Origin of the sequence: Sediminicoccus rosea, assembly GCF_033547095.1 — a bacterium.
Taxonomy (GTDB): Bacteria; Pseudomonadota; Alphaproteobacteria; order Acetobacterales; family Acetobacteraceae; genus Roseococcus; species Roseococcus rosea.
In genome coordinates this window covers 1,353,964-1,376,056 of record NZ_CP137852.1, presented here as the reverse complement: position 1 = coordinate 1,376,056, position 22,093 = coordinate 1,353,964, and the positions used below count along the sequence as shown (strand labels likewise).

The following is a 22,093-nucleotide window of genomic DNA, read 5'->3' as shown; positions in this document are numbered from 1 at the left end:
GAGAAGCGCAAGCCAGTGAACAGCTTCGAGATCGCCGTGCTCGGCGGGGATGGCATCGGGCCGGAAGTCATGGAAGCCGGCCTCGCCGTGCTGGAGGCGGTGGACCAGCGCCACAAGCTCGGCCTGCGCTTCTCGTCGCATCGCGCGGGCGCCATGGCCTATCGCGACACCGGCGAGGATCTCTCGGAAGAGGTGTTCGCACGGTCGCGCGATGCGGATGCGATCCTGCTCGGCGCCATGGGCTGGCCCGGCATCCGCCGCGATGACGGGACCGAACTGGCGCCGCAGATCACGCTGCGCATGCGGCTCGGCCTCTTCGGCGGCGTCCGGCCGATCCGTGCCATTCCGGGCGTGCCCTTGCCGCTGCGTGATCCGCGCGCGGCGAAGATGGACTTCGTGATCCTGCGCGAGAGCACGGAGGGTCTGTTCTTCTCCAAGGACAAGGGTCTCATCACCCACGAGATGGCGGAGGAGACGCTGCGGCTGACGCGCCCCACCTCGCTCGCCCTGGCCCGTATGTCCTTCGAGCTGGCGGGCGAGCGCGCGGCGCGGCTGGGCCGGCCCGGCCGCGTGACGCTGGTGGACAAGGCCAATGTCTTCCGCGCCTTTGCCTGGCTGCGCGAGGTCTTCGGCGAGGTCGCGGCCGAGCATCCGGGCATCGTCTTCGATGCGCATTACGTGGATGCGATGGCGCTCGACCTCATCCGCCGCCCCTGGGATTTCGACGTGCTGCCGACCGAGAACATGTTCGGCGACATCCTCTCCGACCTCGCGGCGGGATTGATCGGCGGCATGGGCTTCGCGCCCTCGGCCGATCTCGGCGCCGAGCATGCCGTGTTCCAGCCGAGCCACGGCACGGCGCCCGACATCGCGGGCAAGGGTCTCGCCAACCCGACGGCAATGATCCTCTCGGGTGCCATGATGCTGGAATGGCTGGCACTGCGCGGCGGCGGGGATGCGCTGCGCGCGGCGGCGGGCGAGATCCGCGCCGCGGTGGACCAGGCCTTCGCGGAGGGACTGCGCACGCCCGATATCGGCGGGAGCCATGGCACGGCCGAAGTGGGGCGGCGCGTCATCGCCGCGCTGGGCTAGCCTTCGTACCAGCCGACATCGAGCGTGGCGACCTCGCCGAAGGTCGTCCCCGCCTTCATGGCGCGCTGGATGATCTCCCAGGAGGTCCAGGTCATCGTCAGGAAAGGGCGCTTGTCGCGCCCATCCCAGGTGACGTCGGGCGTGGTCAGCAGCGCCTTCAGGTTGCGCGGGAATTGGCGTGGCGTGAGGACCGATTTCTGCGTCTCGGTCAAACAGGAATAGAATTGCTGGAGGTGCAGCGTCGCGCGGTGGCGCGGGGGGCGGGCGTCCAGGATGGCGGGCGCGATGTCCGCCGTCTCGAAGAAATGCAGGCCGCTGGTGGTGCGTGGGTTGCACTCGATCCCATGCGGCATGCCCTGCGCGTCCAGCACGAAGTCGAAGGAGATGAAGCCCGACCAGTTCACGTGGCGGACGAAATCCTCGATCCATCGCTCGAACAGCACCGGGTTCTGCACACGCTCGAAGGCGATGGCGACGGAGCCGGAGAAGAGCGAGCCGCGATAGATCACGGTGGAAAGCACGCGCCCCTCATGCGCCACGGAGCAGGAGGAATGCACCTCACCGGGAATGAAGCGCTGGACGACGCTGCCGGTCTCGTCGGGCAGCGCTGCGCCGGCCGGCAGGATGCGCACGCCGCGGCCGGAGCAGGAATGAACGGGCTTCACCACCACCGGCCCGGCGGCTGCCAAGGCCACCGCACCCGCCGTGCCGATGGCGTGCGTCTCGGGCACGCTGACGCCGGCCGCCTCCGCCAGATGGATGAAGCCGTGCTTGTCATAGGCGGGCAGCAGCGCGTCCGGCGGCATGGTGAAGATGCGCACGCCGTCCGGCACCAGGTCGCGCAGGAAGGTGACATGCATCGTCTCTTCCGAGACGGGCACCACCAGCTCCACGCCCTCGGCCGCGATGATGGCGGCCAGTTCCTCCAGGTAGCGTTGCTTGCTGACGGCCGGCGCGGTCACCTGCACGCTCTTCGCCACCATGTTGGAGGCGCCTGCCAGATGCCGCTTGAAGGGTTCCGCGACCACCACGCGCCAGCCGTTCATCGCGAAGCTGCGGGCGATGTCGAGCGCCTTGGGCAGACGGCCCAGCGTGAGCAGGACCGTCCGTGTCATCTGGCGCGTGTCACGCGACACATGATCTGCTTCGTCGGCCGCGTGGTCAGGCGCGCCGCGGGGCGCACCTTCTCCGCCTCCTCCAGATGGAAGTCGTAGCGGCGGATCAGCCGCGCCACGATCAGGGCAGCTTCCGTCTGCGCGAAGGCCGCACCCACGCAGACACGCGGGCCGATTCCGAAGGGCAGGTAGGCGCCGGGCGTCAGTTCTTCCTTGCGCTCGGGCAGGAAGCGGTCGGGGTCGAAGCCATGCGGGTTGCGCCAGTAGAGGTCATGCCGATGCAGGATCCAGGGGGCCACCATCAGCATGGCGCCGCGCTTGATGCGCCGCTCGCCCAGCATCGTGTCCTCCAGCGCCACGCGGGGCAGGAAGGTGATGGGCGGGTAGAGCCGCAGCGTCTCGCGAAAGACGTTCATGATGTAGGGCATGCGGCGCGTGTGCTCGAACTCCACCTCGCCCTCGCCCACCACCTCATCCACCTCGGCGCGGATGCGGCGCACCACCTCGGGCTGCGTCGCGATGAGGAAGAAGACCCAGGTGAGCGCGCTCGCCGAGGTCTCGTGCCCGGCCAGGAACAGCACGCCCAGCTGGTCCAGCAATTCCTTGCGCGTGAAGGCCTTCTGGTCGAAGCTGTCGCGCGCGGCGATGACCGCGGTGGCGATGTCGTCGAAGGAATGTCCCTCGGCGAGGTGGGTGTCCACCAGGTCCCCCAGATGGCCGCGGATCTTCTCGCAGGCTGCCAGCACCTCGGGCTTCTGCGCCACCGGCTTGAAGGCCGGGTCCATGATCAGCCGGCGATACTCGACCTGCGCCACGCTGCGCTCGAACACCGTGAAGGCCTCGAAGACGTCATGCGCGGTCTGCGTGGCGAGCGAGGTGGAGAAGACGGTACGGCAGATCACATCCGCCGTCAGATGGCTCATCAGCAGGTCGAGCGAGAAGCGGCCCTCTTCGGCATCCAGCTTCGCCTCGCAATCATCCACGGCGGCGACCATGGGCGCGAAGGCGCGGTTCACGCGCATCATGCTGAAGGCCGGGTCGATCATCGCGCGTTGGCGGCGCCATTCGGGGCCGCTGGAGACGAAGATGGAATTGCCCACCAGCGGCTCCAGCGCATCCACCATCAGGTCATTCTTGGGGAAGATGTCCTTGGTGTCATAGAGGATGGTGCGCACCAGCTCCGGCGCATTCACGATCACGATGGAGCGCCGCGAATAGCCGAGCGGGCCGATCGCCATCCGGTAGGCCTCGGCCGGGAGGAGGCTCAGGAGGTCTCCATCCCCGCGCGCCGCGGCGCGGATCAGGGCCAGGACGGGCGAGAGCGGACGGGGCCTGGGCGGCTCGTAAAGTGTTGATTCCAAAACCATTCAAAGCCATCCCCGACGCAGGCGAGCTGGATGACGTTCCCGCTTTACAAGCCCATGTGTCAAGTCGCATTGTCACTTTGGAGATCAGGGTCGCCCGTCCATGGAATTGCATCTCTTTCACACGCTGGTCGCGCTGCACATCATCACCGGCAGCACCGGCGCCATCGCCTTCTGGGTGCCGGTGATCGGCCGCAAGGGCGGCGTGAACCACAAGCGCTGGGGCAAGGTCTTCACCATCTGCATGCTGGCCACCGGCGGCTTCGCCGTCTGCATGAGCCTGCTCACCATCTTCGACCCCATGGGCACGCATCCGCATCTGGAGGGCATGTTCGACGCGCCCTTCGTCCGCGGCATCTTCGGGTGGCTGATGCTGCACATGGGCATCCTCACCATCAACCTCGCCTGGTATGGCTGGCTCTGCGTGCAGAACCGGCGCGACCACGCGCGGAACCTGACCCGCTTCAACATCGCGCTGCAATTCCTGCTGATCGCCGCCGCCGTGAACTGCGCCATCCAGGGCTGGCTGATCGGCCAGTTCCTGATGATCGGCCTGACCGTGGTGGGCCTGGCCACGGCGGGCACCAACCTGCGCTTCCTCTACAAGCCGGTGCGGGGCGAGAAGGACTGGCTGGATGAGCACATCAAGGCGCTCGTGGGCGCCGGAATCTCGGTCTACACGGCCTTCTTCGCCTTCGGCTCAGTCCGCATCCTGCCGGAATTGGCGCTGCATCCCGGGCTCTGGTCCATCCCGCTCGTTACCGGGATCTCGCTGATCCTCTACCACCAACGCAAGGTGGCGCTGCAGTTCCGCCAGCGGCGCGCGGCAGCGAGCTACGCCGGCTGACGGAGGGGCACGGGGTCGGGCACGATCTCGTCCAGCACGCGCGCCGAGGAGATCACGCCGGGCACGCCCGCGCCCGGATGCGTGCCGGCGCCGACCAGGTACAGCCCCTCCACCTCCTCGCTCTTATTGTGCGGACGAAACCAGGCGCTCTGGAAAAGCTGCGGCTCCAGTGAGAAGGCGGCGCCGTTGACCGAGGACAGGCGGTCCTGGAAATCCTGCGGCGTCAGCATGTGCGAGGTGGCGATGACCTCACCGAGCCCCGGCATCACCGTCTCCTCCAGGCGCTTCTGGATGGCGGCGCGATAGGGTTCGGCCTGTGCGCGCCAATCCGTCCCGCTGCCCAGATGCGGCACGGGGGCCAGAACATAGAAGGCATCGCAGCCCGGCGGGGCGAGCGAAGGGTCGCTCGCCGTCGGCCGATGCAGATAGAGGCTGAAATCCTTGGCGAGCCGCTTGGTGGTGAAGATGTCCTTCAGCAACCCGCGATAGCGCGGGCCCAGCACCATCGTGTGATGATAGACGTCCTCGAAGCGCTTCGTGGTGCCGAAATACCAGACGAAGAGCGACATGGAGTAGCGCGCGCGGCCCAGCTTCCGGTCCGTCCAGCGCTTGCGCGGCGTCTCGGATAGCAGCTTGCTGTAGGTCCAGGCGACATCGGCATTGGAGACCACGACATCGGCCGCGAGATGCTCGCCCGAGGCGAGGCGCACGCCAGTGGCGCGGCCCTGCTCCGCCGTGATCTGCGCGACCTCGGCGTTGTAACGCATGGTGCCGCCCACATGCTCGACGAGGCCGACCAGGCCCTGCACCACGGCGCCCGTGCCGCCCATCGCGTAATGCACGCGGTGCAGCCGCTCCAGATGCGCGATCAGGCAGTAGTAGGCGGTGGTGGTGAAGGGATTCCCGCCGATCAGCAGCGGGTGGAAGCTGAAGGCGACACGCAGCTTCTCGTTCTTGAAATAGGTGGCGACCTTCTGGTGCACGGTGAGGTAGCCACCCAGGCGCAGCATGTTCGGAATGGCGCGCAGCATGGTGGTGAAGCGATGGAAGGGCTGGTCCGCCAGTTCCTCGAACGCGACCTTGTAGATCGCCTCGCTGTCGCGGATGAAGCGGTCGAAGCCCTCCACATCCCCGGGCGAGATGCGCCCAACCTCGGCGCGCATGGCGTCGAGGTCGGCTGTGCAGGCAAAGGTCTCGCCGTCGTCGAAGCGGATCTTGTAGAAGGGGTCTATGGCGCGGAGGTCAATGTCATCGGACATCTTGCGCCCACAGAGCGTCCAGAGCTCCTCCAGGATATAGGGCGCCGTGATGATCGTGGGCCCGGCGTCGAAGGTGTAGCCGTCCTGGCGATAGACATAGGCGCGCCCGCCCGGGCCATCGAGCTTCTCGAGTACGGTGACGCGATAGCCCCGCGCGCCCAGGCGCACGGCGGCGGCCAGGCCGCCGAAGCCGGAGCCGATGATGATGGCGTGGGGGCGTAGGTCCGGGGAGCGCTGCAACATGTCAACATCATGTGACACTTGCCCCGTCAAAGGCAATCTTCAGGTGAGCCCCAGGGTGATCAGCGCCAGGGTCACGTAGCGGCCGGTCTTGGCCAGGGCCACCAGGATCAGGAAGCGCCAGAGCGGCTCGCGCAGCACCCCGGCGATGACGGTCAGCGGGTCCCCGATGATGGGCGCCCAGCTCAGCATCAGGGACCAGTGGCCCCAGCGGCGATACCAGCCCTCCGCCCGGGCCAGCGCCTCGGGCGAGGCGGGGAACCAGCGCCGGTCCCGGTAGCGGTGGATCACCCCGCCCAGCCACCAGTTCACCACCGAACCCGCCGTGTTCGCGACGCTGGCGACCAGCACCAGCGCCCAGACGGGCTGCTCGCCGGCCAGCATGAGGCCGACCAGGACCGCCTCGGATTGCAGGGGAAAGACCGTCGCGGCGACGAAGGCCGAGGCGGCGAGGCTGAGATAGGCGATCAGCGCCGACACGCCTCAGATGCGCCGGGCCGCATGCACCGCCGCCTCGCTGCCAAAGCCCACCAGCTTGCCCCAGCCGCGCACCAGCGCGCCCACCACGCCGCCATGCATCTCCCGCGCTTCGTCTCGGTGATGCACCTCCTCCTCCTGGCAGCGGGCCAGCATCGCGCGGAGTTCGGGGAAGATCCGCTCGGCATCCAGCCGGTCGAGCTGCTGCTGATAGTGGTGGTCCACAAAGGTCTCGACGGCATCGATGGTCGCATAGACCGCGCGGGGCCCGAACAGCGCCGGCAGCGCGCCGGTAATCCAGCCGGCCACGCGCCAGATGGGCAGCAGGCGCGAATGCTGGTGCTTGGGCAGCACCTCCTCGATCAGGCGCAGGTGGCCCTGCTCGGTCGCCATGTGGCGCTGGGCGAAGTCGCGCAGGGCTTCGTCCCGGCAGAAGGCGAGGATGCCGCGATAGATCATCACCGCACCGGTCTCGCCGGCATGGTCGGAGCGGAGTTCGGCGATCAGCCAGTCTGGGTAGCTTTGCATGCCGGCCCATATCGCCCGGTTGCGGCAGGCGGCAAGCCCACCATCTGCTTGGCATGCCCCAGGAAGCCCGCACCGAGGTCTATTACGACGGCGCCTGCCCGGTCTGCTCGCGCGAGATCGCGGCCTATCGCCGTGCGGAGGGGGCCGAGGCCGTCTGCTTTGTGGATGTCTCCCGCCCCGATGCGCCGCTTGCGCCCGGATTGACGCGGGAGGCGGCGCTGGCGCGCATGCATGTGCGCCGCGCCGATGGCAGCATGGCGAGCGGCGCCGCCGCCTTCGCCGCCCTCTGGAGCGCCCTGCCCCGCTGGGCCTGGCTCGGCCGCATCGCGGCCTGGCCCGTGGTCGCGCCCGCCCTGGAGCTTGGCTATCAGGGCTTTCTGCGGGTCCGTCGCGCCTGGCGCTGAGCCCACCTGGACCGTTGCGCAAACGTCATGTGCCAGAAAGTTGTTTCTGGCGAATTCGGGGCGTTATTCCAACGCGCTGGCTCGGCTTTCGCCGCGCCCCACCCCGAGGAGACTTCCCGCGCATGCGCTCCATCATTCTCGCCGCCGCTCTCGTGGCTCTCTCGCCCCTGGCCGCCCTGGCCCAGGACGCGCCGGCCGGCAATGCCGAGGCCGGGCAGCGCCTGTTCAACCAGTGCCGCGCCTGCCACACCGCCAATGAGGGCGGCCGCAACGGCGTGGGCCCGAACCTCTACCGCGTCTATGGCCGTGCGGCCGGCTCCATCGAGGGCTTCCGCTACTCCGCGCCGATGCGCGCCAAGGCGGGCGAGGGCCTGGTCTGGAACGAGGCGAATCTGCGTGCCTACCTGGCCGATCCCAAGGCCGTCGTGCCGGCCGGCACCATGTCCTTCGCCGGCTTCAAGGACAATGCGCAGAACATCAGCGACGTGATCGCCTATCTGCGCCAGGTCGGCGGGCAGTAAGCCGCCACGGCGCGTGATCCGCCCCGGCGGGTCACGCTTCAGCGCCGCCAGCGCGCGGCGATGTCCCAGAGATGGGCGCCAAAGGCGCCCATCAGCGGCAGGGCCACCCAGGTCCAGCCGGCCCCGGTCAGCGCCGCGCGCAGGCTGAGGGCAAAGGCCGCCCCGGCCAGCAGGAAGGGCAGGATCGCCCCGAGAGCGATCCCCCGCCCCGTCCGGTGGTGATAGAGGCCGAGCGCCGCCCCCTCCAGGACCAGCATCAGCAGGATGAGATCGGCCACCCGGCCCGAGGCGAAGAACTCCGCCATCACCGGCCGGCCCGCCGCCGCTTCGCCGTCATTCGTCGCATCAGCTTCTCCCGCGGAATGCCCGCCCCCCGAACCGATGCAACCCCGGCACCGTCCAGCTGGTCGCGAAGGACACCTTGCCAGCATGTCGCGGGTATTGCACGAAGGTCAGGAATGCCCATTAACAACGATACGACATGTGCATGGAGGATGGTCTGATGCGGGTTTGGATGATGGCGGCGGCGGCCCTGGCCCTGGCGCCCATGAGTGGCGCGATGGCGCAGGATGCGGATGCCGGGCAGCGGGTGTTCAACCAGTGCCGCGCCTGCCACACGATCAACCAGGGCGGCCGCAACGGCGTGGGCCCGAACCTCTACGGCGTCTGGGGCCGGGCCGCGGGCGCGGTCGAGGGCTTCCGCTATTCCGCGCCGATGCGGACCAAGGCGGGCGAGGGCCTGAGCTGGAATGAGGCGAATCTGCGCGCCTACCTGACCGACCCGAAGGCGGTAGTGCCCGGGGGCTCGATGTCCTTCGCCGGCATCCGCAACGAGCAGCAGCTGAACGACCTGCTCGCCTATCTGCAGCGCGCCAGCACGGCGCAGTAAGGCTCGGCGCCGGCGCGGACTGAAGCTCAGTCCTGCGCCGGCCCGAATTCGGCGTCGCGGTGCACCCAGGCGCTGATCAGCAGGCCGAAGCCGATCATGGTGGTGAGCATCGCGCTGCCGCCATGGCTGATGAGCGGCAGGGGCACGCCGCCCACGGGAATGCTGCCCGTGACCATGGCAACATTCACGAAGATATAGAGGAAGTAGTTCGTCCCCAGGCCGATGGCGAGCAGCCGGCCGAACTGGTGGCGGCAGCGCAGTGCCACCAGGAAGCAGAAGGCGACGATGCCCATGAGCAGCGCGAGCGTGCCCATGGCGCCCACCAGGCCGAATTCCTCGGCGATCATGGTGAAGATGAAGTCCGTCTGCTTCTCGGGCAGGAAGTTCAGGTGGCCCTGCGTGCCCTGCAGGAAGCCCTTGCCCCAGAGCCCGCCCGAGCCAAGCGCGATCTTCGACTGGATGATGTTGTAGCCGGCACCCAGAGGGTCGCTCTCGGGGTCGAGGAAGGTCGTGATGCGCGCGCGCTGATAATCGCGCAGATTCTCATAGACGATGGGGGCTGCCGCCACCACCGCGCCGATGATGGCGGCGAATTTCCACCAGCGCACACCCGCCGCCCAGAACATGGCGCCGCCCAGCGCCGCGGTGATCAGCGAGGTGCCGAGATTGGGCTGCTTGAAGATCAGCGCCACCGGGACGAGCACGAGGATGGCGGGGATGACCAGGAAGAAGGGATTGCCCACCCGGTCCCAGCTCGCCCGGTGAAACCAGGCGGCGAGGGCCAGCACGAGCATGATCTTCATCAGTTCCGAGGGCTGCAATTGGAGCGGCCCCAGATCCACCCAGCGCTGCGCGCCCTTCCCCACCTCGCCATGCAGCGCGACGAGCACGAGCAGGCCGACGCCGACGATGTAGCCAAGCGGCGCCAGCTTCGCGACCAGCCGGATGTCCACGAAGCCGATGCAGAGCATGAGCACAAGGCAGAAGCCGAAGCGCAGCGCATGCTTGGTGGCGTAGAGGTCCGGATTGCCACTGCCCGCCGAATAGAGCGCGACATAACCGATGCTGCCCACCGCGCAGAGCAGCAGGACGAAGAGCCAGGGGATCTGCCAGAGCTTCTGCAGGATGCCGGCGCCACGATCGCCCGTCAGCAGCCGCTTCTCAAAGACGGTGGACATTATCTGGCCCTCAGGCGCCGGGCGCCACCTCCGGCGGCTTGGCTGGCGCGCCGGGGACTGATGGAGCTGATGGGAAGGGCGGGCTGGGCCCGCCGGCCGCTTTGCGGCCGGCTTCTCCGGGCACGGCGCTGGACCTGTTCGGATGCGCTCGGCATGAGTTGCCGCATCACGTCCGCCGTCCGCTCTCCGCCACGCGCGGCCCGGGCGGGGTCTGGCGGAAGCGGTTGAAGGTCTCGACCAGCGCATCGCGCGCGAGCGGTGCCGCCGTGCCGGAGCCTGACGTCCCGTGCTCGACGATCACGCTCACCGCATAGAGCGGATTGTCATGCGGGGCATAGCCGACGAACAGCGCGTGCGGCCGCCATTCGCGCGGCACCTGGCTGACATTGAAGCCGCGCTCACGCTGCTCGCGCGTCACGCGGCGCACCTGCGTGGTGCCCGTCTTGCCCGACATCATGCCGTAGCCGCCTGGCAGGCGTGATGTCAGCGCCGTGCCACCCTGCTCGTTCACCACGGCCCACATGGCATCGCGCACCAGCCGCATGTCGCGGTCGGGGATGCCCATGGTCGGCCAGTCCTCCGGCCGGCTGCCGCGCACCGGGCGCCCGCCGATGCTGCGCGTCAGATGCGGCTGCACCGCCCGCCCGGTCGCGAGCCGCGCCGTCATCGTGCAGAGGCTGAGCGGCGTGAGCTGGTAGAAGCCCTGGCCGATGCCATGCACCACCGTGTCGCCCAGCGCCCAGGACCGGCCCTGCGCCTCGCGCCACTCGCGTGTCGGCACGAGGCCGCGCCGGGTGCCCGGCAACTCGATCTCCAGGTCCACACCCAGGCCGAAGCGGCGGGACATGGCGGCGATCCGGTTGATGCCGAGGCGCTTTGCCAATTCATAGAAATAGACGTCACAGCTCACCTTGAGGGCGGCGCGCATGTCCACCGCGCCATGGCCGTTGCGGTTCCAGCAATGGAAACGGCTGTCGCCCAGGTCGAAATGGCCGGGGCAGCTGATGCGCTCGCCCGTCGTGATCACGCGCGCCTCGAGCCCGGCGAGCGCCACCACCATCTTGAAGGTGGAGCCCGGCGCATAGAGCCCGTTCGTCGCCTTGTTGATGAGCGGCGTCGCGCGGTTCGCCGTCCATTGCCGCCACTGCGCGCTGCTGACGCCCGAGTTGAAGACGTTGGGGTCGAAGCTCGGCTGGCTCGCCATGGCCAGCACCTCGCCGTTGCGGGCGTTCATCACGACGACCGAGGTGCCTTCCTCGATCTTGCCGCGGAGCGCCTTCTGCAGCTCGGTATCCACGCTGATCTCGATGTCCTGGCCGGGCATGCCCTCGCGCCGGTCCAGCTCGCGGATCACGCGGCCCACCGCGTTCACCTCCAGCTGCACCGCGCCGGCGCGACCGCGCAGCACCTGATCATGGTGCCGCTCGATCCCCGCCCGGCCCACGCGGATGCCGGGCAATTGCAGCAGCGGGTCGCCATCCATGTCGCGCTCGGCGGGCGGCGCCACATAGCCGACGATATGGGCGAGGTGCTCGGCCTCCGGGTAGATGCGCGTGGTGCCGACATCGATCAGGATGCCAGGCAGGTCGGGCGCGTTCACCTCGATGCGCGCCATCTCCTCCCAGGTCAGGAATTCGCGGACGATGACGGGCACGAAGCGGCGGCGGCGGCGCACATCGCGCTCGACACGGGCACGCTCATGCTCGGCCAGCGGCACGATGCGGCTGAAGGTCTCGAGCGTGGCGCCGACATCGGCCGTGTGCTCGGCCACCAGCAGGGCGCGCCAGTTCAGGCGATTGCCGGCCACGACGCGCTCATTGCGATCGAGCACGCGCCCGCGCGGCGGCGAGATGAGGCGCGCGGAGAGGCGGTTCTCCTCCGCCAGCGTGGCATAGCGCTCGCCCTGCTCGACCTGGAGCTTGTGGAGCCGGTAGCCCAGGAAGCCGAAGGCCCCAAGCTGGACGCTGCCCAGCAGCAGCGCGCGGCGGGTGAAGACGCCGCGGCGCTCCTCCTCCTCGCGCTTCACCCCGCGCATGCTGAAATTCTCGATGCCGCCCTTGGTGCGGCGGAAGATGCGCGGGAACCTCACAGCGCCGTCTCCGCGCGCCGCATCGCCGTGTGCACGCGGGACAGCACCCAGGCCAGCGCCGGATAGAGGCCCGCAGCGATGCCGAGCTGATGCAGCCCCGGCGCAACCGGCGGCAGCATCCAGCCGAGGATGGCCTGCAGCACCCAGCCGAGCGTTACGGCGCACAGCGCGAAGCCGCAGAACACCAGCCAATTGGCCAGGAAGGATTGCCGCGCCAGGATGTCGCGCAGCCGCAGCGTCACGCCGTGCAGGATGAGCAGCGTGAGCACCCCCGTGCCCAGCGCGGCGAAGGAGAGCAGATCCTGCAAGAGTCCCAGGGAGAACACCACGGGCGCGGGCATGGCAGCCGGGCGGAAGATCGTCCAGAAGAAAATGCAGGGCAGTGACACCGCGCCCACGATTCCGGGAATGCCGACCGGCACCGCCGCCAGGATGATCAGGAAGGCGGTGAACATCCCCGGAAATCCCGCCCGCGCCGCAGCGTCGAGGCGGCGGAGCAGGCCCATGGGCGGCTCTGGCCGGCCCTTGGAGACCATGAGCTCAGCGCCGTCCGCGCGGCTCGGGCCGGGCGACCGCTTCCGGCGGCAGGATTCCCGAGAGCCCGAAGTCAAAAAGGCGCAGCACGTCCAGCCGTTCCAGATGCGCGAAGAGCTCGACCTCCACGGCGCCGCTCTCGGTCCAGCGCACCACGCCGACCGGTAGGCCCGCGGGGAAGGCGCCGGCCTGGGCGCTGGTCACCACCCGATCTCCCTCGCGCGGCAGCGTGCCCTCGGGCCAATGCTGCAGGCGGGGGCGTGCCGTGTTGTTGCCCACCATGATGGCACGCGCGCGACTGCCTTCCAGCGTCACGGGCACGCGGCTGTTGATGTCGGTCGCCAGCAGGACCCGGGCCGAGCGGCTGCCCACTTCGGTCACCCGGCCAGCAAAGCCGCGCTCGTCCAGGGCGATCTGCCCCTTGCGGACATTATGCTGCGGACCCGTCGCCAACAGCACGGCGCGGGCATAGGTGCCGCCGGCATCGGCGACGACGCGCGCGGTACGGAATTGCGGCGCGGGGTCGGGCACCCAGGCGAGCTGGCGGCGCAGCAACGCGTTCTCGGCCTCCAGAGCCAAGGCGGTGGCCTGCCAGCGGCGCAGCCGCTCGTTTTCCTCGGTGAGGCGGACGTTCTCGGCCCGCATGTGCCACAGCGCCTCCGCCTCCTGCACCGCCCCACGCACAGCCGAGACGGGCTGCTGCACCGCCGCCCAGATGGGAGAGAGCGCATCGGCCAGCGCCATGCGCGCGCGCTCGATCAGCACGGCATCCGCCTTGCCCAGCAGCATGATGCCGAAGGCAGCCGCGATCAGCACCGGCAGGGACAGCCGGGCCAATGCCTGTCGCAGCGGGATACTCAGACGGATCACGGCAGCTCCGCCCCTGGGGGGGCCCCTTGGGGAATTGAGACCAGGCTCACGGGGACATCATGTCCCGCAGCAGGGGAAATCGCTCAGAACCAGTCAGCAGAACCAAAAAGGCGAGGACAACCCTCTCAATACATCGAAGTCAGCACCTGGCGAAGCCGCTTCAGCTCCTCCAGGGCGCGGCCCGTGCCCATGGCCACGCAGTTCAACGGCTCCTCTGCCACGACAACAGGCAGGCCTGTCGCATCGCGCAGCACTTCGTCCAGGCGATACAGGAGGCCACCGCCGCCGGTCAGCACGATGCCCTTGTCCACGATGTCGGCCGCGAGTTCGGGCGGCGTGTTCTCCAGCGCCACCTTCACCGCATCCACGATCTGCGTGACCGGCTCGAGCAGCGCATAGGCGATCTCGCGCTGGCTCACCACCACCTCGCGCGGGACACCGTTCATGAGGTCGCGGCCCTTCACCTCGGTGAGCGGGCCTTCCTCGCCATCGAAGGGCGGTGCCGCAGCGCCGATCTCCATCTTGATCCGCTCGGCGGAACTCTCGCCGATGAGCAGGTTGTGGGTGCGGCGGATGTAGCTGATGACCGCTTCGTCCATCTTGTCCCCACCGACGCGGACCGAGCGCGCATAGACGATGCCGCCCAGGCTGATCACCGCCACTTCCGTGGTGCCACCGCCGATATCCACGACCATGGAGCCCGAGGGCTCGGTCACCGGAAGGCCGGCGCCGATCGCCGCGGCCATGGGTTCCTCGATCAGCAGCACCTTGCGGGCGCCCGCACTCTCGGCACTCTCCTGGATCGCGCGGCGTTCGACCGCGGTGGAGCCGGAGGGCACGCAGACGATGATGAGCGGAGAGGTGAAGCTGCGCCGGTTGTGCACCTTGCGGATGAAGTGCTTGATCATCTCCTCCGCCACCTCGAAATCGGCGATGACGCCGTCGCGCAGCGGGCGGATGGCCGCGATGTTGCCGGGCGTGCGGCCCAGCATCTGCTTCGCCTCCTCGCCCACGGCCAGGACCTGCTTGCGGCCACGATTGTCGGAGATGGCGACGACAGAGGGCTCGTTCAGCACAATGCCCCGGCCCTTCACGTAAACAAGCGTGTTCGCGGTGCCGAGGTCAATGGCCATGTCGGCGGAGAGGAAGCCGAACAGGCGTGAGAACATGCGCGATGCCTTCCAGCGGGTGGGCGGTGGGGGGAACGGAGGGGTGGGGAGTGGCGTAGCGCCTAGCGCCCCCCGGGGCAAGCCATCACGCGGCCCCGCCTCCCCTTCCCCTGCCGGTCCCGGGTCTCAGTCGCCTTGCGCCACCGCCGCGGCCATGCTCGGCACCGGCGGCGGCTCGGTCCGCTCGCGCTTCACCAGCAGCTTGTTGAGCGCATGCACATAGGCGCGGGCGGCGGCCACGATGGTGTCGGTGTCCGCCCCCTGGCCGTCCACCAGCTTGCCGTTCTCCTCCAGACGGATGGTGACGCGCGCCTGCGCGTCGGTGCCGCCGGTGACCGACTGCACGGCGAAGAGCTTGAGATTCACGTCATGCGGGAAGGCCTGGCGCAGCGCGTTGAAGGTGGCGTCCACGCCGCCATCGCCCATCGCCATGCCGTCGCGCCGCTCACCATCCACGTCAAGCGCGATGGTCGCCATGGGCTTGGTGCCCATGCCGGTCGAGACATTGAGGCCGGTCAGCTTGATGCGGTCATTGCCGCGGCCGACCTCGTCATCCACCAGCGCGGCGATGTCCTCGTCGTAGACGACCTTCTTGCGGTCAGCCAGATCCTTGAAGCGCTTGAAGGCGTCGTTCAACTGGTTGTCGCCGACTTCGTAGCCCAGGGTCTTCAGCCGGTCGCGGAAGGCGGCACGGCCGGAATGCTTGCCGAGCACGATGGAGTTGGTGGTCCAGCCCACGGATTCCGGCGTCATGATCTCGTAGGTCGAGGCATCCTTCAGCACGCCATCCTGATGGATGCCGCTCTCATGCGCAAAGGCGTTGCGGCCGACGATGGCCTTGTTCGGCTGCACGTCGAAGCCGGTGATGGTGGCCAGCAGCTTCGAGGTGCGCAGGATCCGCTTGCTCTCGATGCCCGTGCGCAGCTTCAGCGCGTCGTGCCGCGTGCGCAGCGCCATCGCGACCTCTTCCAGGCTCGCATTGCCGGCGCGCTCGCCGATGCCGTTGATGGTGCACTCGATCTGCCGCGCGCCCGCCTGGATCGCGGCGAGCGTGTTGGCCACGGCCAGACCCAGGTCATTGTGGTTGTGCGCGGAGAAGATGACCTTGTCCGCGTCCGGCACCTTGTTGATCAGGGTCGAGAAGATCAGGCCCATGTCGGCCGGCAGCGAATAGCCCACCGTGTCGGGGATGTTGATGGTGGTCGCACCCGCCTTGATGGCGGTGTCCACGCAGCGGCACAGGAAATCGAGGTCGGAGCGCGAGCCATCCTCGGCCGACCACTCGACATCGGCCGCGTGGTTGCGGGCGAGGCTGACGCTCTCGGTGATGCGCTCCAGCACCTCTTCGCGCGTCATGCGCAGCTTCACGCGCATGTGCAGGTCGCTGGTCGCGAGCACGATATGAATGCGCGGACGGGCGGCGGGCTTGGTCGCCTCGGCGGAGGCCAGGATGTCCGCGGCGTTGGCGCGGCTCAGGCTGGCGATGACCGGGCCATCCTTCGAGAAGCGCTTGGCGATGGATTGCACGCTCTCGAAATCGCCGGGGCTCGCGATGGCGAAGCCCGCCTCCAGCACATCGGCGCCGAGTTCGTGCAGGGCCTCGGCCATGCGCAGCTTTTCGTCCAGGTTCATCGAGAAGCCGGGCGACTGCTCGCCGTCTCGCAACGTGGTGTCGAAGATGATGATGCGGCCAGCTTCAAGCTTGCCGAAGGAAGGATGATTGATGCTCATGGCGATCTCGTGAGGTTCGACGTTTCCGGTGCATGCCCCTGATGGTTCAGGGTCCCCTGAGTGGTGCGGGCCGCGCGCGGCCGCGTGTCACACCCAGGGGCGGGAAAGTCGAAGCGGCCGAAGGGCCGGAAGGAGGGCGAGCGGAAGCGCCCGGGCCTGGAGCGCCAGGAGCCCGGCGGACAGCATCACGCATGCAGTCATCATCGCCATAGTGGCAACATAGGCCCCGGCGGGGGTTGGATCAAGCGGGGCATTTGCCCCATGGACGCCGGCCACCGGCCCGGCCAAGCTCCGTCGCAACAAAACCGGAGGAAACCCATGCGCCGCAGCCTGCTGGCCTTCTGCGCCCTGCTCTTCACCCTGCCCGCCATGGCCCAGGGGTCGGCCCAGGAATGGACCCCGGAACGGCCGGTCCGGATCATCGTGCCCTTCCCGCCCGGGGGCGCGACGGACCTCATCGCCCGCATCCTGGCCGAGCGAGCCTCGCGCGATCTGCCGCATCGCTGGGTGGTGGAGAACCGCTCGGGCGCCAACGGCAATATCGGCATGGCAGCGGCCGCGCAGTCGGCACCCGACGGCTATACGCTCGGCGCCTGCACCATCGGCAATTGCGCGATCAATGCCGCCATCTACGCCCGCATGCCCTTCGACATCGAGCGCGACCTGGTGCCGGTCTTCTGGAGTGCCAGCGTGATGAACGCGCTCGTCGTCCGCCCCGACCATCCGGCGCGCGACTTCCAACAATTCGTCGCCTGGGCGAAGCGCGAGGGGAACCGGGTGAACTTCTCCTCCTCGGGCTTCGGCGCCTCGAACCACCTGCTCGGCGAATTCCTCAACGGGCGGCTGGGCCTGACCATGACGCATGTGCCCTTCCGGGGCGGCGCGCCGGGCATGCAGGCGGTGATTTCGGGTGATACGCAGATGTTCTTCGAGAACACGCCCACCCTGATCGGCGCCATCCGCGGCGGGCAGCTGCGCGCGCTCGTGGTCAGCGGCCGCACCCGTGACGCGGCCCTGCCCGACGTGCCGACACTGGAGGAGGCCGGGATGTCGGATGCCGTGATCGAGCCCTGGTTCGGCTACATGGCGCCGCGCGGCACACCGGCCCCCGTGGTCGCGCGGCTCAACCAGCTCTTCAACATGGCCCTCGCCGACGAGGCGGTGCAGGCCCGCCTGCGCGACCTCGGCGCCCGCCCGGAAGGCGGCCCGCCGGACCGTTTCGCGCAGCATGTGCAGAGCGAAGTGGCGCGCTGGCGCGAGGTGGTGCGGGTGAACCGGATCGAGCGCATCACCGAGTAGCTGAATCGGCTTTTACATGCCCTCTTCTCTCCGGGCGTGAATGACGTGTAGCTTGGTCCCGGCTGGGAAGAAAAAAATCTACGAGGAGGCATGGTATGCCGCAAAGACTCGGTTTCGAATTTCTGGGCACGTTCTGGCTGGTGCTCGGCGGATGCGGCAGCGCCGTGCTGGCCGCGGCCTTCCCCGAGGTGGGGATCGGCCTTCTGGGCGTTGCCCTCGCCTTCGGCCTGACCGTGCTGACGATGGCCTATGCCATCGGCCATGTCTCGGGCTGCCACCTGAACCCGGCCGTCACGCTCGGCCTGGTCTGCGCCGGCCGCTTCGACGCCGATGAGGCGATTCCCTACATGGTCGCGCAAGTTGCGGGCGCCATCCTGGCCGCCATGCTCCTCTATGCCATCGCCTCCGGCGCGCCGGGCTGGGACATCAGCAAGGGGCTCGCGGCCAATGGCTACGGCGATGCCTCGCCCGGCAAATACAGCATGGCCATCGGCTTCGTGACCGAGCTGGTCATGACCTTCATGTTCCTGATGATCATCCTGGGCTCCACCTCCAAGCGGGCACCGGCGGGTTTCGCGCCCATCGCCATCGGCCTGGGGCTCACGCTGATCCACCTGATCAGCATCCCGGTCACCAACACCTCGGTGAACCCGGCCCGTAGCACGGGCCCGGCGGTGGTGCTGGGCGGCACGGCGCTGCACCAGCTCTGGCTCTTCTGGGTGGCGCCGATGATCGGGGCGGCGCTGGCGGGCCTCGCGCATCGCTTCAGCGACGAAGACTAGGAACCGGTCGGGGGCGGCGCGCCGCCCCCTTCCCGCTCATTTCGGCGGGTGGGTCGCCCACCAGTGACGCGCGATCTCCTCGCGCGTCGCGACCCAGACATCACCGCAGGCCACCACATGGTCCAGGAAGCGCGCGAGCGACGCCGCGCGCCCCGGCCGCCCGACCAGGCGGCAGTGCAGACCCACGCTCATCATCTTGGGCGCACCTGCCGCGCCCTCCGCCCGCAGCATCTCGACCGCGTCGCGCAGGTAGCGCTCGAAGCCGTCCGGGTCGCCGAAGCCGGGCGGCACAGCGAATTTCATGTCATTGGCGTCGAGCGTGTAGGGGATGATGAGCTGCGGCCGGCCTGCCACCTCGATGTAGTGCGGCAGGTCGTCATCGTAGGAATCGCTATCGTAGAGGAAACCGCCATGCTCGGCGACGAGGCGGCGGGTGTTGGGGCTGATGCGGCCCGTGTACCAGCCGACCGGCCGCTTGCCGGTCAGCCGCTCGATGGTCTCGACGCAGCGGGCGATCTCGGCGCGCTCCTCGGCCTCGGGCATGGAATGGTAGTCGATCCAGCGCCAACCATGGCTTGCCACCTCATGGCCCGCCGCCGCGAAGGCGCGCGTCACGTCGGGGTTCAGTTCCAGGGCCCGGCCCACGCCATAGACGGTGAATTTCAGCCCGTGGGCGGCGAAGAGGCGCATGACGCGCCAGACGCCGGCCCGCGCGCCGTAGTCGAATTGCGTCTCCACCGTGCGGTTGCGCTCGCCCAGCGTCGGGCTGCCGCCGGGCACCTCGTGGAGATACAGCTCGGAGCCCGCATCGCCGTTCAGCACGGTGTTCTCACCGCCCTCCTCGTAGTTCAGCACGAAGGAGAGGGCGAGCTTCGCGCCGTTGGGCCAGCGCGGGTCGGGCGGCGTCGCGCCATAGCCGCGCAGGTCGCGCGGATAGGTCGTGCCGGGCGCCATCACATGGGGCGCGACGGGGTGCGGAGGGGGCGTCTTGCTCATGCCGCACAGCTTCAACGGCCCGAAGCCACGGTCAAGCGGTGACAGCGGCGCGGGGCTGTAGCAAAAGACAAGGGAACGCCGCCGATTCGCCGGACGATCCAGGAGAAGAGCCCATGTCCCGCCGCCTCACCCCAGCCGCCTTCGGCGCCGCCCTCTTGGCGCTGGCCGCCTGCGCCGAGACCCCTGCCCCCGCGGTGACCGCCGCGCCGCCCGCCCCGGCCCCGGCCGCCGCCCCTGCTCCGACCGCGACGCAGGTGGACCCGAACCGCGCCCTGCCGATCTTCTTCGAGGCCTGGTCGGCCTTCCTTGAGGAGCCCGCCCGCGTCGCCCTGGCCGAGGTCGCCACCTACATCAAGGCCAATCCGCGCATCCCCGTGCTGGTGGTCGGCTATGCCGATCCGCGCGGCTCGGCCGAGGCGAACATGATCCTCTCGCGCCTGCGCGCCCGCGTCGTGGCTGACACCCTGGTCGAGAACGGCGTGCCGCGGAACCGTATCCGCATCCTCTACCGCGGCGCCACGCCGGGCTTCGAGAGCCTGGAGAGCCGCCGCGTCGAAGTCCGCGTGGACCGCGGCCAGCGGTAATTCCGGACGGGGCGGGAAACCGCCCCCGCCTTCGGGTGTTGGGTTCCGCGCGGACCCGGTGCCCGAGGGAGTTCCCCCATGTCTCGTTCCATTCTCGCCGGCGCCCTGGGCGTGACGATCCTGTTCAGCCTGGCGGCCTGGGCGCAGGAGCGGCGCCCGGGATCCCCTGCACCGGGTGAAGTCCGGCCGGCCGCCGCATCCAGGGTTGCGGCGTCGGTGCGCTTCGCGCCCGGCAGTTCCAGCCTTGACGAGGCCGGGCAGGCCAGCCTCGCCCCCATTCTCGCCCGCCTCCTCGCCGAGCCGCGTTCCGTCGCCACCATCATCACCCATGCCGCTGGAATGGATTTCTCCGTCGCGCGGGCACGCGCCATGGCGGTGCGGCGCGCGCTGACCGGGCGCGGCATCCCGGGCCGGCGCATCCGCATCGTGAACGCGGGCATGTCGCGCGGCGCGGAGCCCGGGGTGGTTCTCGTCCGCGTGCGGTAACCCGCCGGCGATCCCGGCCCCGGCGGTTAGAACTTTCTTCACGGCTTCTGGTTATCGGCCTTGTTGGGTCGCGGCCCCCGGGCGCGCGGCCTCCCCCTGCCGGAGACCCCCGATGTTTCTCAGAAATCCCGCCGCCGAGCACGCCACCCCGAAGATCGTCGCGCTCGAGGCGCTGGGGGCCCGCGTCATGCTGGCCGATCCCGGGCTCAACATCACCTATGTGAACGCGGCCGCCATGGCCCTGATGCGGGAGGCGGCGGCCGAGCTGAAGCGGGAATTGCCCCGCTTCGACCTGGACAAGCTGATCGGCAGCAACATCGACATCTTCCACAAGACGCCCACGCATCAGCGCCGGATGCTGGCCGCGATGGAAAAGCCGCATGCCGCGACCATCTCGGTCGGCAGCCGCAAGTTCGACCTTCTCGTTTCCCCGCTGACGGACAAGGGCGCCAAGCTCGGCTTCGTCGTCGAATGGGCGGATGCGCGCCACCGCCTGCTGAACCTCGACTACGCCGCCCAACTTGCGGCGATCAACCGCAGCCAGGCCGTGATCGAATTCGCGACCGATGGCACGATCCTGCGGGCCAACCCCATCTTCCTCGAGACCATGGGCTACGGTGAGGCGGAGGTGGTCGGCCAGAATCACCGCATGTTCCTGCTGCCGGAGGATGCCGGCAGCGCGGAATACCGAGCGATGTGGGACGGCCTGCGCGCGGGCGAATTTCGCGTCGCCCGCTTCCGCCGCATCGCCAAGGGCGGCCGCGTGGTCTGGATCGAGGGGACCTACAACCCGATCATGGACGAGAAGGGCGAGGTCACGAAGGTCGTGAAATTCGCCGTGGACGCTTCGAGCAAGGTGGAGATGCAGCAGAAGCTGCGCCAGCAGATCGCCGAGATCGAGGGCGCCGTCGGACAATCCACGCAGTCGGCCGCCGCCGCCTCGGGCGCCACCGCCTCCACCGTGGCGAATGTGCGGGATGTGGAGGCCAGCAGCGGCGAGCTGGCCAGTTCCACCGGCGAGATCGCGCAGACCATGGCCCGCACGCGCGAGGCCGCGGCCTCTGGCCTGGACCGGGCCGTACAGGTCGCGAAGAGCGCCGATGAACTGGCCGCCGCCGCGCAGGCGATGACCGGCATCGTGGACCTGATCGGCAATATCGCGAGCCAGATCAACCTGCTCGCCCTCAACGCCACGATCGAGGCGGCTCGCGCGGGCGAGGCGGGCAAGGGCTTCGCCGTCGTCGCCTCCGAGGTGAAGAACCTGGCCCTGCAGGCCGCCCGCGCAACGGAGCAGATCCGCAGCGAAATCGATGGCCTGCAGCAGACCTCGCAGAGTGTGGCCGGCGCGGTCTCGGGCATCCGCACCTCGATGACGACGATCACCGAGAGCGTGAGCGTCACGGCCGCGGCGGTGGAGGAGCAGAAGGCCGTCTCCATGGGCATGGCCACCTCCATGGGGAGCGCCCTGGCCGCGATCGAGGAGGCCAATGGCAGCATCGGCCAGATCGAGGCGGCCGTGGGCCAGGTCTCGACCGCGATCGGGCAGACGCGCCAGATCGCGGAGGCGCTTGCCAGCTGAGGCGCCGGATCAAGGTCTGGGGCGCGTCCTCGCCCCGGGCGCCCCGCCGCGTCCGGCGCC

Annotated in this window: 23 protein-coding genes; 10 read left to right on the top strand and 13 right to left on the bottom strand. The window is 69.0% G+C overall.

Annotation, left to right across the window (positions count from 1 at the left end; translation table 11 throughout):
- Nucleotides 1-15: 15 nt before the first annotated feature.
- Nucleotides 16-1,092, top strand: coding sequence for an isocitrate/isopropylmalate dehydrogenase family protein (locus tag R9Z33_RS06595; protein ID WP_318650512.1), 1,077 nt, complete (start codon nucleotides 16-18; stop codon nucleotides 1,090-1,092).
- Here R9Z33_RS06595 and R9Z33_RS06590 read toward each other — a convergent pair.
- Nucleotides 1,089-2,207: an ATP-grasp domain-containing protein gene (locus R9Z33_RS06590; RefSeq protein WP_318650511.1), complete on the bottom strand. Its 1,119-nt coding sequence runs from the start codon at nucleotides 2,205-2,207 to the stop codon at nucleotides 1,089-1,091. The genes R9Z33_RS06595 and R9Z33_RS06590 overlap by 4 nt on opposite strands.
- Complete coding sequence (locus R9Z33_RS06585) at nucleotides 2,204-3,574, bottom strand: cytochrome P450 (protein ID WP_318650510.1); 1,371 nt, start codon at nucleotides 3,572-3,574, stop codon at nucleotides 2,204-2,206. Before R9Z33_RS06585 ends, R9Z33_RS06590 begins: the two co-directional genes overlap by 4 nt.
- A 100-nt stretch (nucleotides 3,575-3,674) precedes the next feature.
- Here R9Z33_RS06585 and R9Z33_RS06580 point away from each other — a divergent pair, with 100 nt between their 5' ends.
- Complete coding sequence (locus R9Z33_RS06580) at nucleotides 3,675-4,418, top strand: hypothetical protein (protein ID WP_318650509.1); 744 nt, start codon at nucleotides 3,675-3,677, stop codon at nucleotides 4,416-4,418.
- Here the strand turns inward: R9Z33_RS06580 and R9Z33_RS06575 are convergent.
- Genes R9Z33_RS06575 through R9Z33_RS06565 form a run of 3 tightly spaced genes read right to left on the bottom strand, consistent with a single transcriptional unit; the run spans nucleotide 4,406 to nucleotide 6,922 of the window.
- The gene (locus tag R9Z33_RS06575) at nucleotides 4,406-5,920 is read right to left on the bottom strand and encodes a phytoene desaturase (protein WP_318650508.1); all 1,515 of its coding nucleotides are present in this window, start codon (nucleotides 5,918-5,920) and stop codon (nucleotides 4,406-4,408) included. The genes R9Z33_RS06580 and R9Z33_RS06575 overlap by 13 nt on opposite strands.
- A gap of 39 nt (nucleotides 5,921-5,959) precedes the next feature.
- Nucleotides 5,960-6,397, bottom strand: a complete 438-nt coding sequence (locus tag R9Z33_RS06570; RefSeq protein ID WP_318650507.1) for a YqaA family protein — start codon at nucleotides 6,395-6,397, stop codon at nucleotides 5,960-5,962.
- A 3-nt stretch (nucleotides 6,398-6,400) separates the two neighbouring features.
- A complete protein-coding gene (locus R9Z33_RS06565; protein WP_318650506.1) occupies nucleotides 6,401-6,922 on the bottom strand; it encodes a demethoxyubiquinone hydroxylase family protein in 522 nt (173 codons plus the stop codon).
- Nucleotides 6,923-6,975: 53 nt separating this feature from the next.
- On the opposite strand from R9Z33_RS06565, the gene R9Z33_RS06560 reads away from it, so the two are divergent.
- Entirely contained in the window at nucleotides 6,976-7,326 is a 351-nt protein-coding gene (locus R9Z33_RS06560; protein ID WP_318650505.1) for a thiol-disulfide oxidoreductase DCC family protein, read from the top strand.
- Between the two features lie 122 nt (nucleotides 7,327-7,448).
- Nucleotides 7,449-7,847 (top strand): c-type cytochrome, encoded by a 399-nt coding sequence (locus tag R9Z33_RS06555; protein WP_318650504.1) that lies wholly within the window; start codon nucleotides 7,449-7,451, stop codon nucleotides 7,845-7,847.
- Nucleotides 7,848-7,885: 38 nt separating this feature from the next.
- Here R9Z33_RS06555 and R9Z33_RS06550 read toward each other — a convergent pair whose 3' ends face one another.
- Nucleotides 7,886-8,152, bottom strand: a complete 267-nt coding sequence (locus R9Z33_RS06550) for a hypothetical protein (RefSeq protein ID WP_318650503.1) — start codon at nucleotides 8,150-8,152, stop codon at nucleotides 7,886-7,888.
- Nucleotides 8,153-8,349: 197 nt separating this feature from the next.
- Here R9Z33_RS06550 and R9Z33_RS06545 point away from each other — a divergent pair, with 197 nt between their 5' ends.
- The gene (locus tag R9Z33_RS06545) at nucleotides 8,350-8,736 is read left to right on the top strand and encodes a c-type cytochrome (RefSeq protein WP_318650502.1); all 387 of its coding nucleotides are present in this window, start codon (nucleotides 8,350-8,352) and stop codon (nucleotides 8,734-8,736) included.
- Nucleotides 8,737-8,762: 26 nt separating this feature from the next.
- Here R9Z33_RS06545 and rodA read toward each other — a convergent pair whose 3' ends face one another.
- The 6 genes from rodA to R9Z33_RS06515 form a co-directional block, all read right to left on the bottom strand.
- Nucleotides 8,763-9,914: a rod shape-determining protein RodA gene (rodA, locus tag R9Z33_RS06540; protein ID WP_318650501.1), complete on the bottom strand. Its 1,152-nt coding sequence runs from the start codon at nucleotides 9,912-9,914 to the stop codon at nucleotides 8,763-8,765.
- A 166-nt stretch (nucleotides 9,915-10,080) separates the two neighbouring features.
- Entirely contained in the window at nucleotides 10,081-11,949 is a 1,869-nt protein-coding gene (gene mrdA, locus R9Z33_RS06535; RefSeq protein WP_404830678.1) for a penicillin-binding protein 2, read from the bottom strand.
- 50 nt (nucleotides 11,950-11,999) lie between these two features.
- A complete protein-coding gene (locus tag R9Z33_RS06530; protein ID WP_318650499.1) occupies nucleotides 12,000-12,509 on the bottom strand; it encodes a rod shape-determining protein MreD in 510 nt (169 codons plus the stop codon).
- A 34-nt stretch (nucleotides 12,510-12,543) separates the two neighbouring features.
- Nucleotides 12,544-13,407 (bottom strand): rod shape-determining protein MreC, encoded by an 864-nt coding sequence (gene mreC, locus R9Z33_RS06525; protein WP_318650498.1) that lies wholly within the window; start codon nucleotides 13,405-13,407, stop codon nucleotides 12,544-12,546.
- A gap of 125 nt (nucleotides 13,408-13,532) precedes the next feature.
- The gene (locus tag R9Z33_RS06520) at nucleotides 13,533-14,576 is read right to left on the bottom strand and encodes a rod shape-determining protein (protein ID WP_213616110.1); all 1,044 of its coding nucleotides are present in this window, start codon (nucleotides 14,574-14,576) and stop codon (nucleotides 13,533-13,535) included.
- 126 nt (nucleotides 14,577-14,702) lie between these two features.
- Complete coding sequence (locus R9Z33_RS06515) at nucleotides 14,703-16,307, bottom strand: 2-isopropylmalate synthase (protein WP_318650497.1); 1,605 nt, start codon at nucleotides 16,305-16,307, stop codon at nucleotides 14,703-14,705.
- A 318-nt stretch (nucleotides 16,308-16,625) separates the two neighbouring features.
- Between R9Z33_RS06515 and R9Z33_RS06510 the strand changes: the two genes are divergently transcribed.
- Together R9Z33_RS06510 and aqpZ are read left to right on the top strand one after the other, a co-directional pair.
- Nucleotides 16,626-17,606: a Bug family tripartite tricarboxylate transporter substrate binding protein gene (locus R9Z33_RS06510; protein ID WP_318650496.1), complete on the top strand. Its 981-nt coding sequence runs from the start codon at nucleotides 16,626-16,628 to the stop codon at nucleotides 17,604-17,606.
- A gap of 95 nt (nucleotides 17,607-17,701) precedes the next feature.
- Nucleotides 17,702-18,388, top strand: a complete 687-nt coding sequence (aqpZ, locus tag R9Z33_RS06505; protein ID WP_318650495.1) for an aquaporin Z — start codon at nucleotides 17,702-17,704, stop codon at nucleotides 18,386-18,388.
- Nucleotides 18,389-18,424: 36 nt separating this feature from the next.
- Here aqpZ and puuE read toward each other — a convergent pair whose 3' ends face one another.
- A complete protein-coding gene (gene puuE, locus R9Z33_RS06500) occupies nucleotides 18,425-19,384 on the bottom strand; it encodes an allantoinase PuuE (RefSeq protein WP_318650494.1) in 960 nt (319 codons plus the stop codon).
- 113 nt (nucleotides 19,385-19,497) lie between these two features.
- Between puuE and R9Z33_RS06495 the strand changes: the two genes are divergently transcribed.
- The 3 genes from R9Z33_RS06495 (at nucleotide 19,498) to R9Z33_RS06485 (ending at nucleotide 22,033) form a co-directional block, all read left to right on the top strand.
- Nucleotides 19,498-19,968 carry an OmpA family protein gene (locus tag R9Z33_RS06495; protein WP_318650493.1) on the top strand — a complete coding sequence of 157 codons (471 nt, stop codon included), beginning with the start codon at nucleotides 19,498-19,500 and terminating at the stop codon, nucleotides 19,966-19,968.
- A gap of 78 nt (nucleotides 19,969-20,046) precedes the next feature.
- Nucleotides 20,047-20,454, top strand: coding sequence for an OmpA family protein (locus tag R9Z33_RS06490; protein WP_318650492.1), 408 nt, complete (start codon nucleotides 20,047-20,049; stop codon nucleotides 20,452-20,454).
- A gap of 112 nt (nucleotides 20,455-20,566) precedes the next feature.
- Nucleotides 20,567-22,033 carry a methyl-accepting chemotaxis protein gene (locus R9Z33_RS06485; RefSeq protein WP_318650491.1) on the top strand — a complete coding sequence of 489 codons (1,467 nt, stop codon included), beginning with the start codon at nucleotides 20,567-20,569 and terminating at the stop codon, nucleotides 22,031-22,033.
- Nucleotides 22,034-22,093 lie beyond the last annotated feature (60 nt).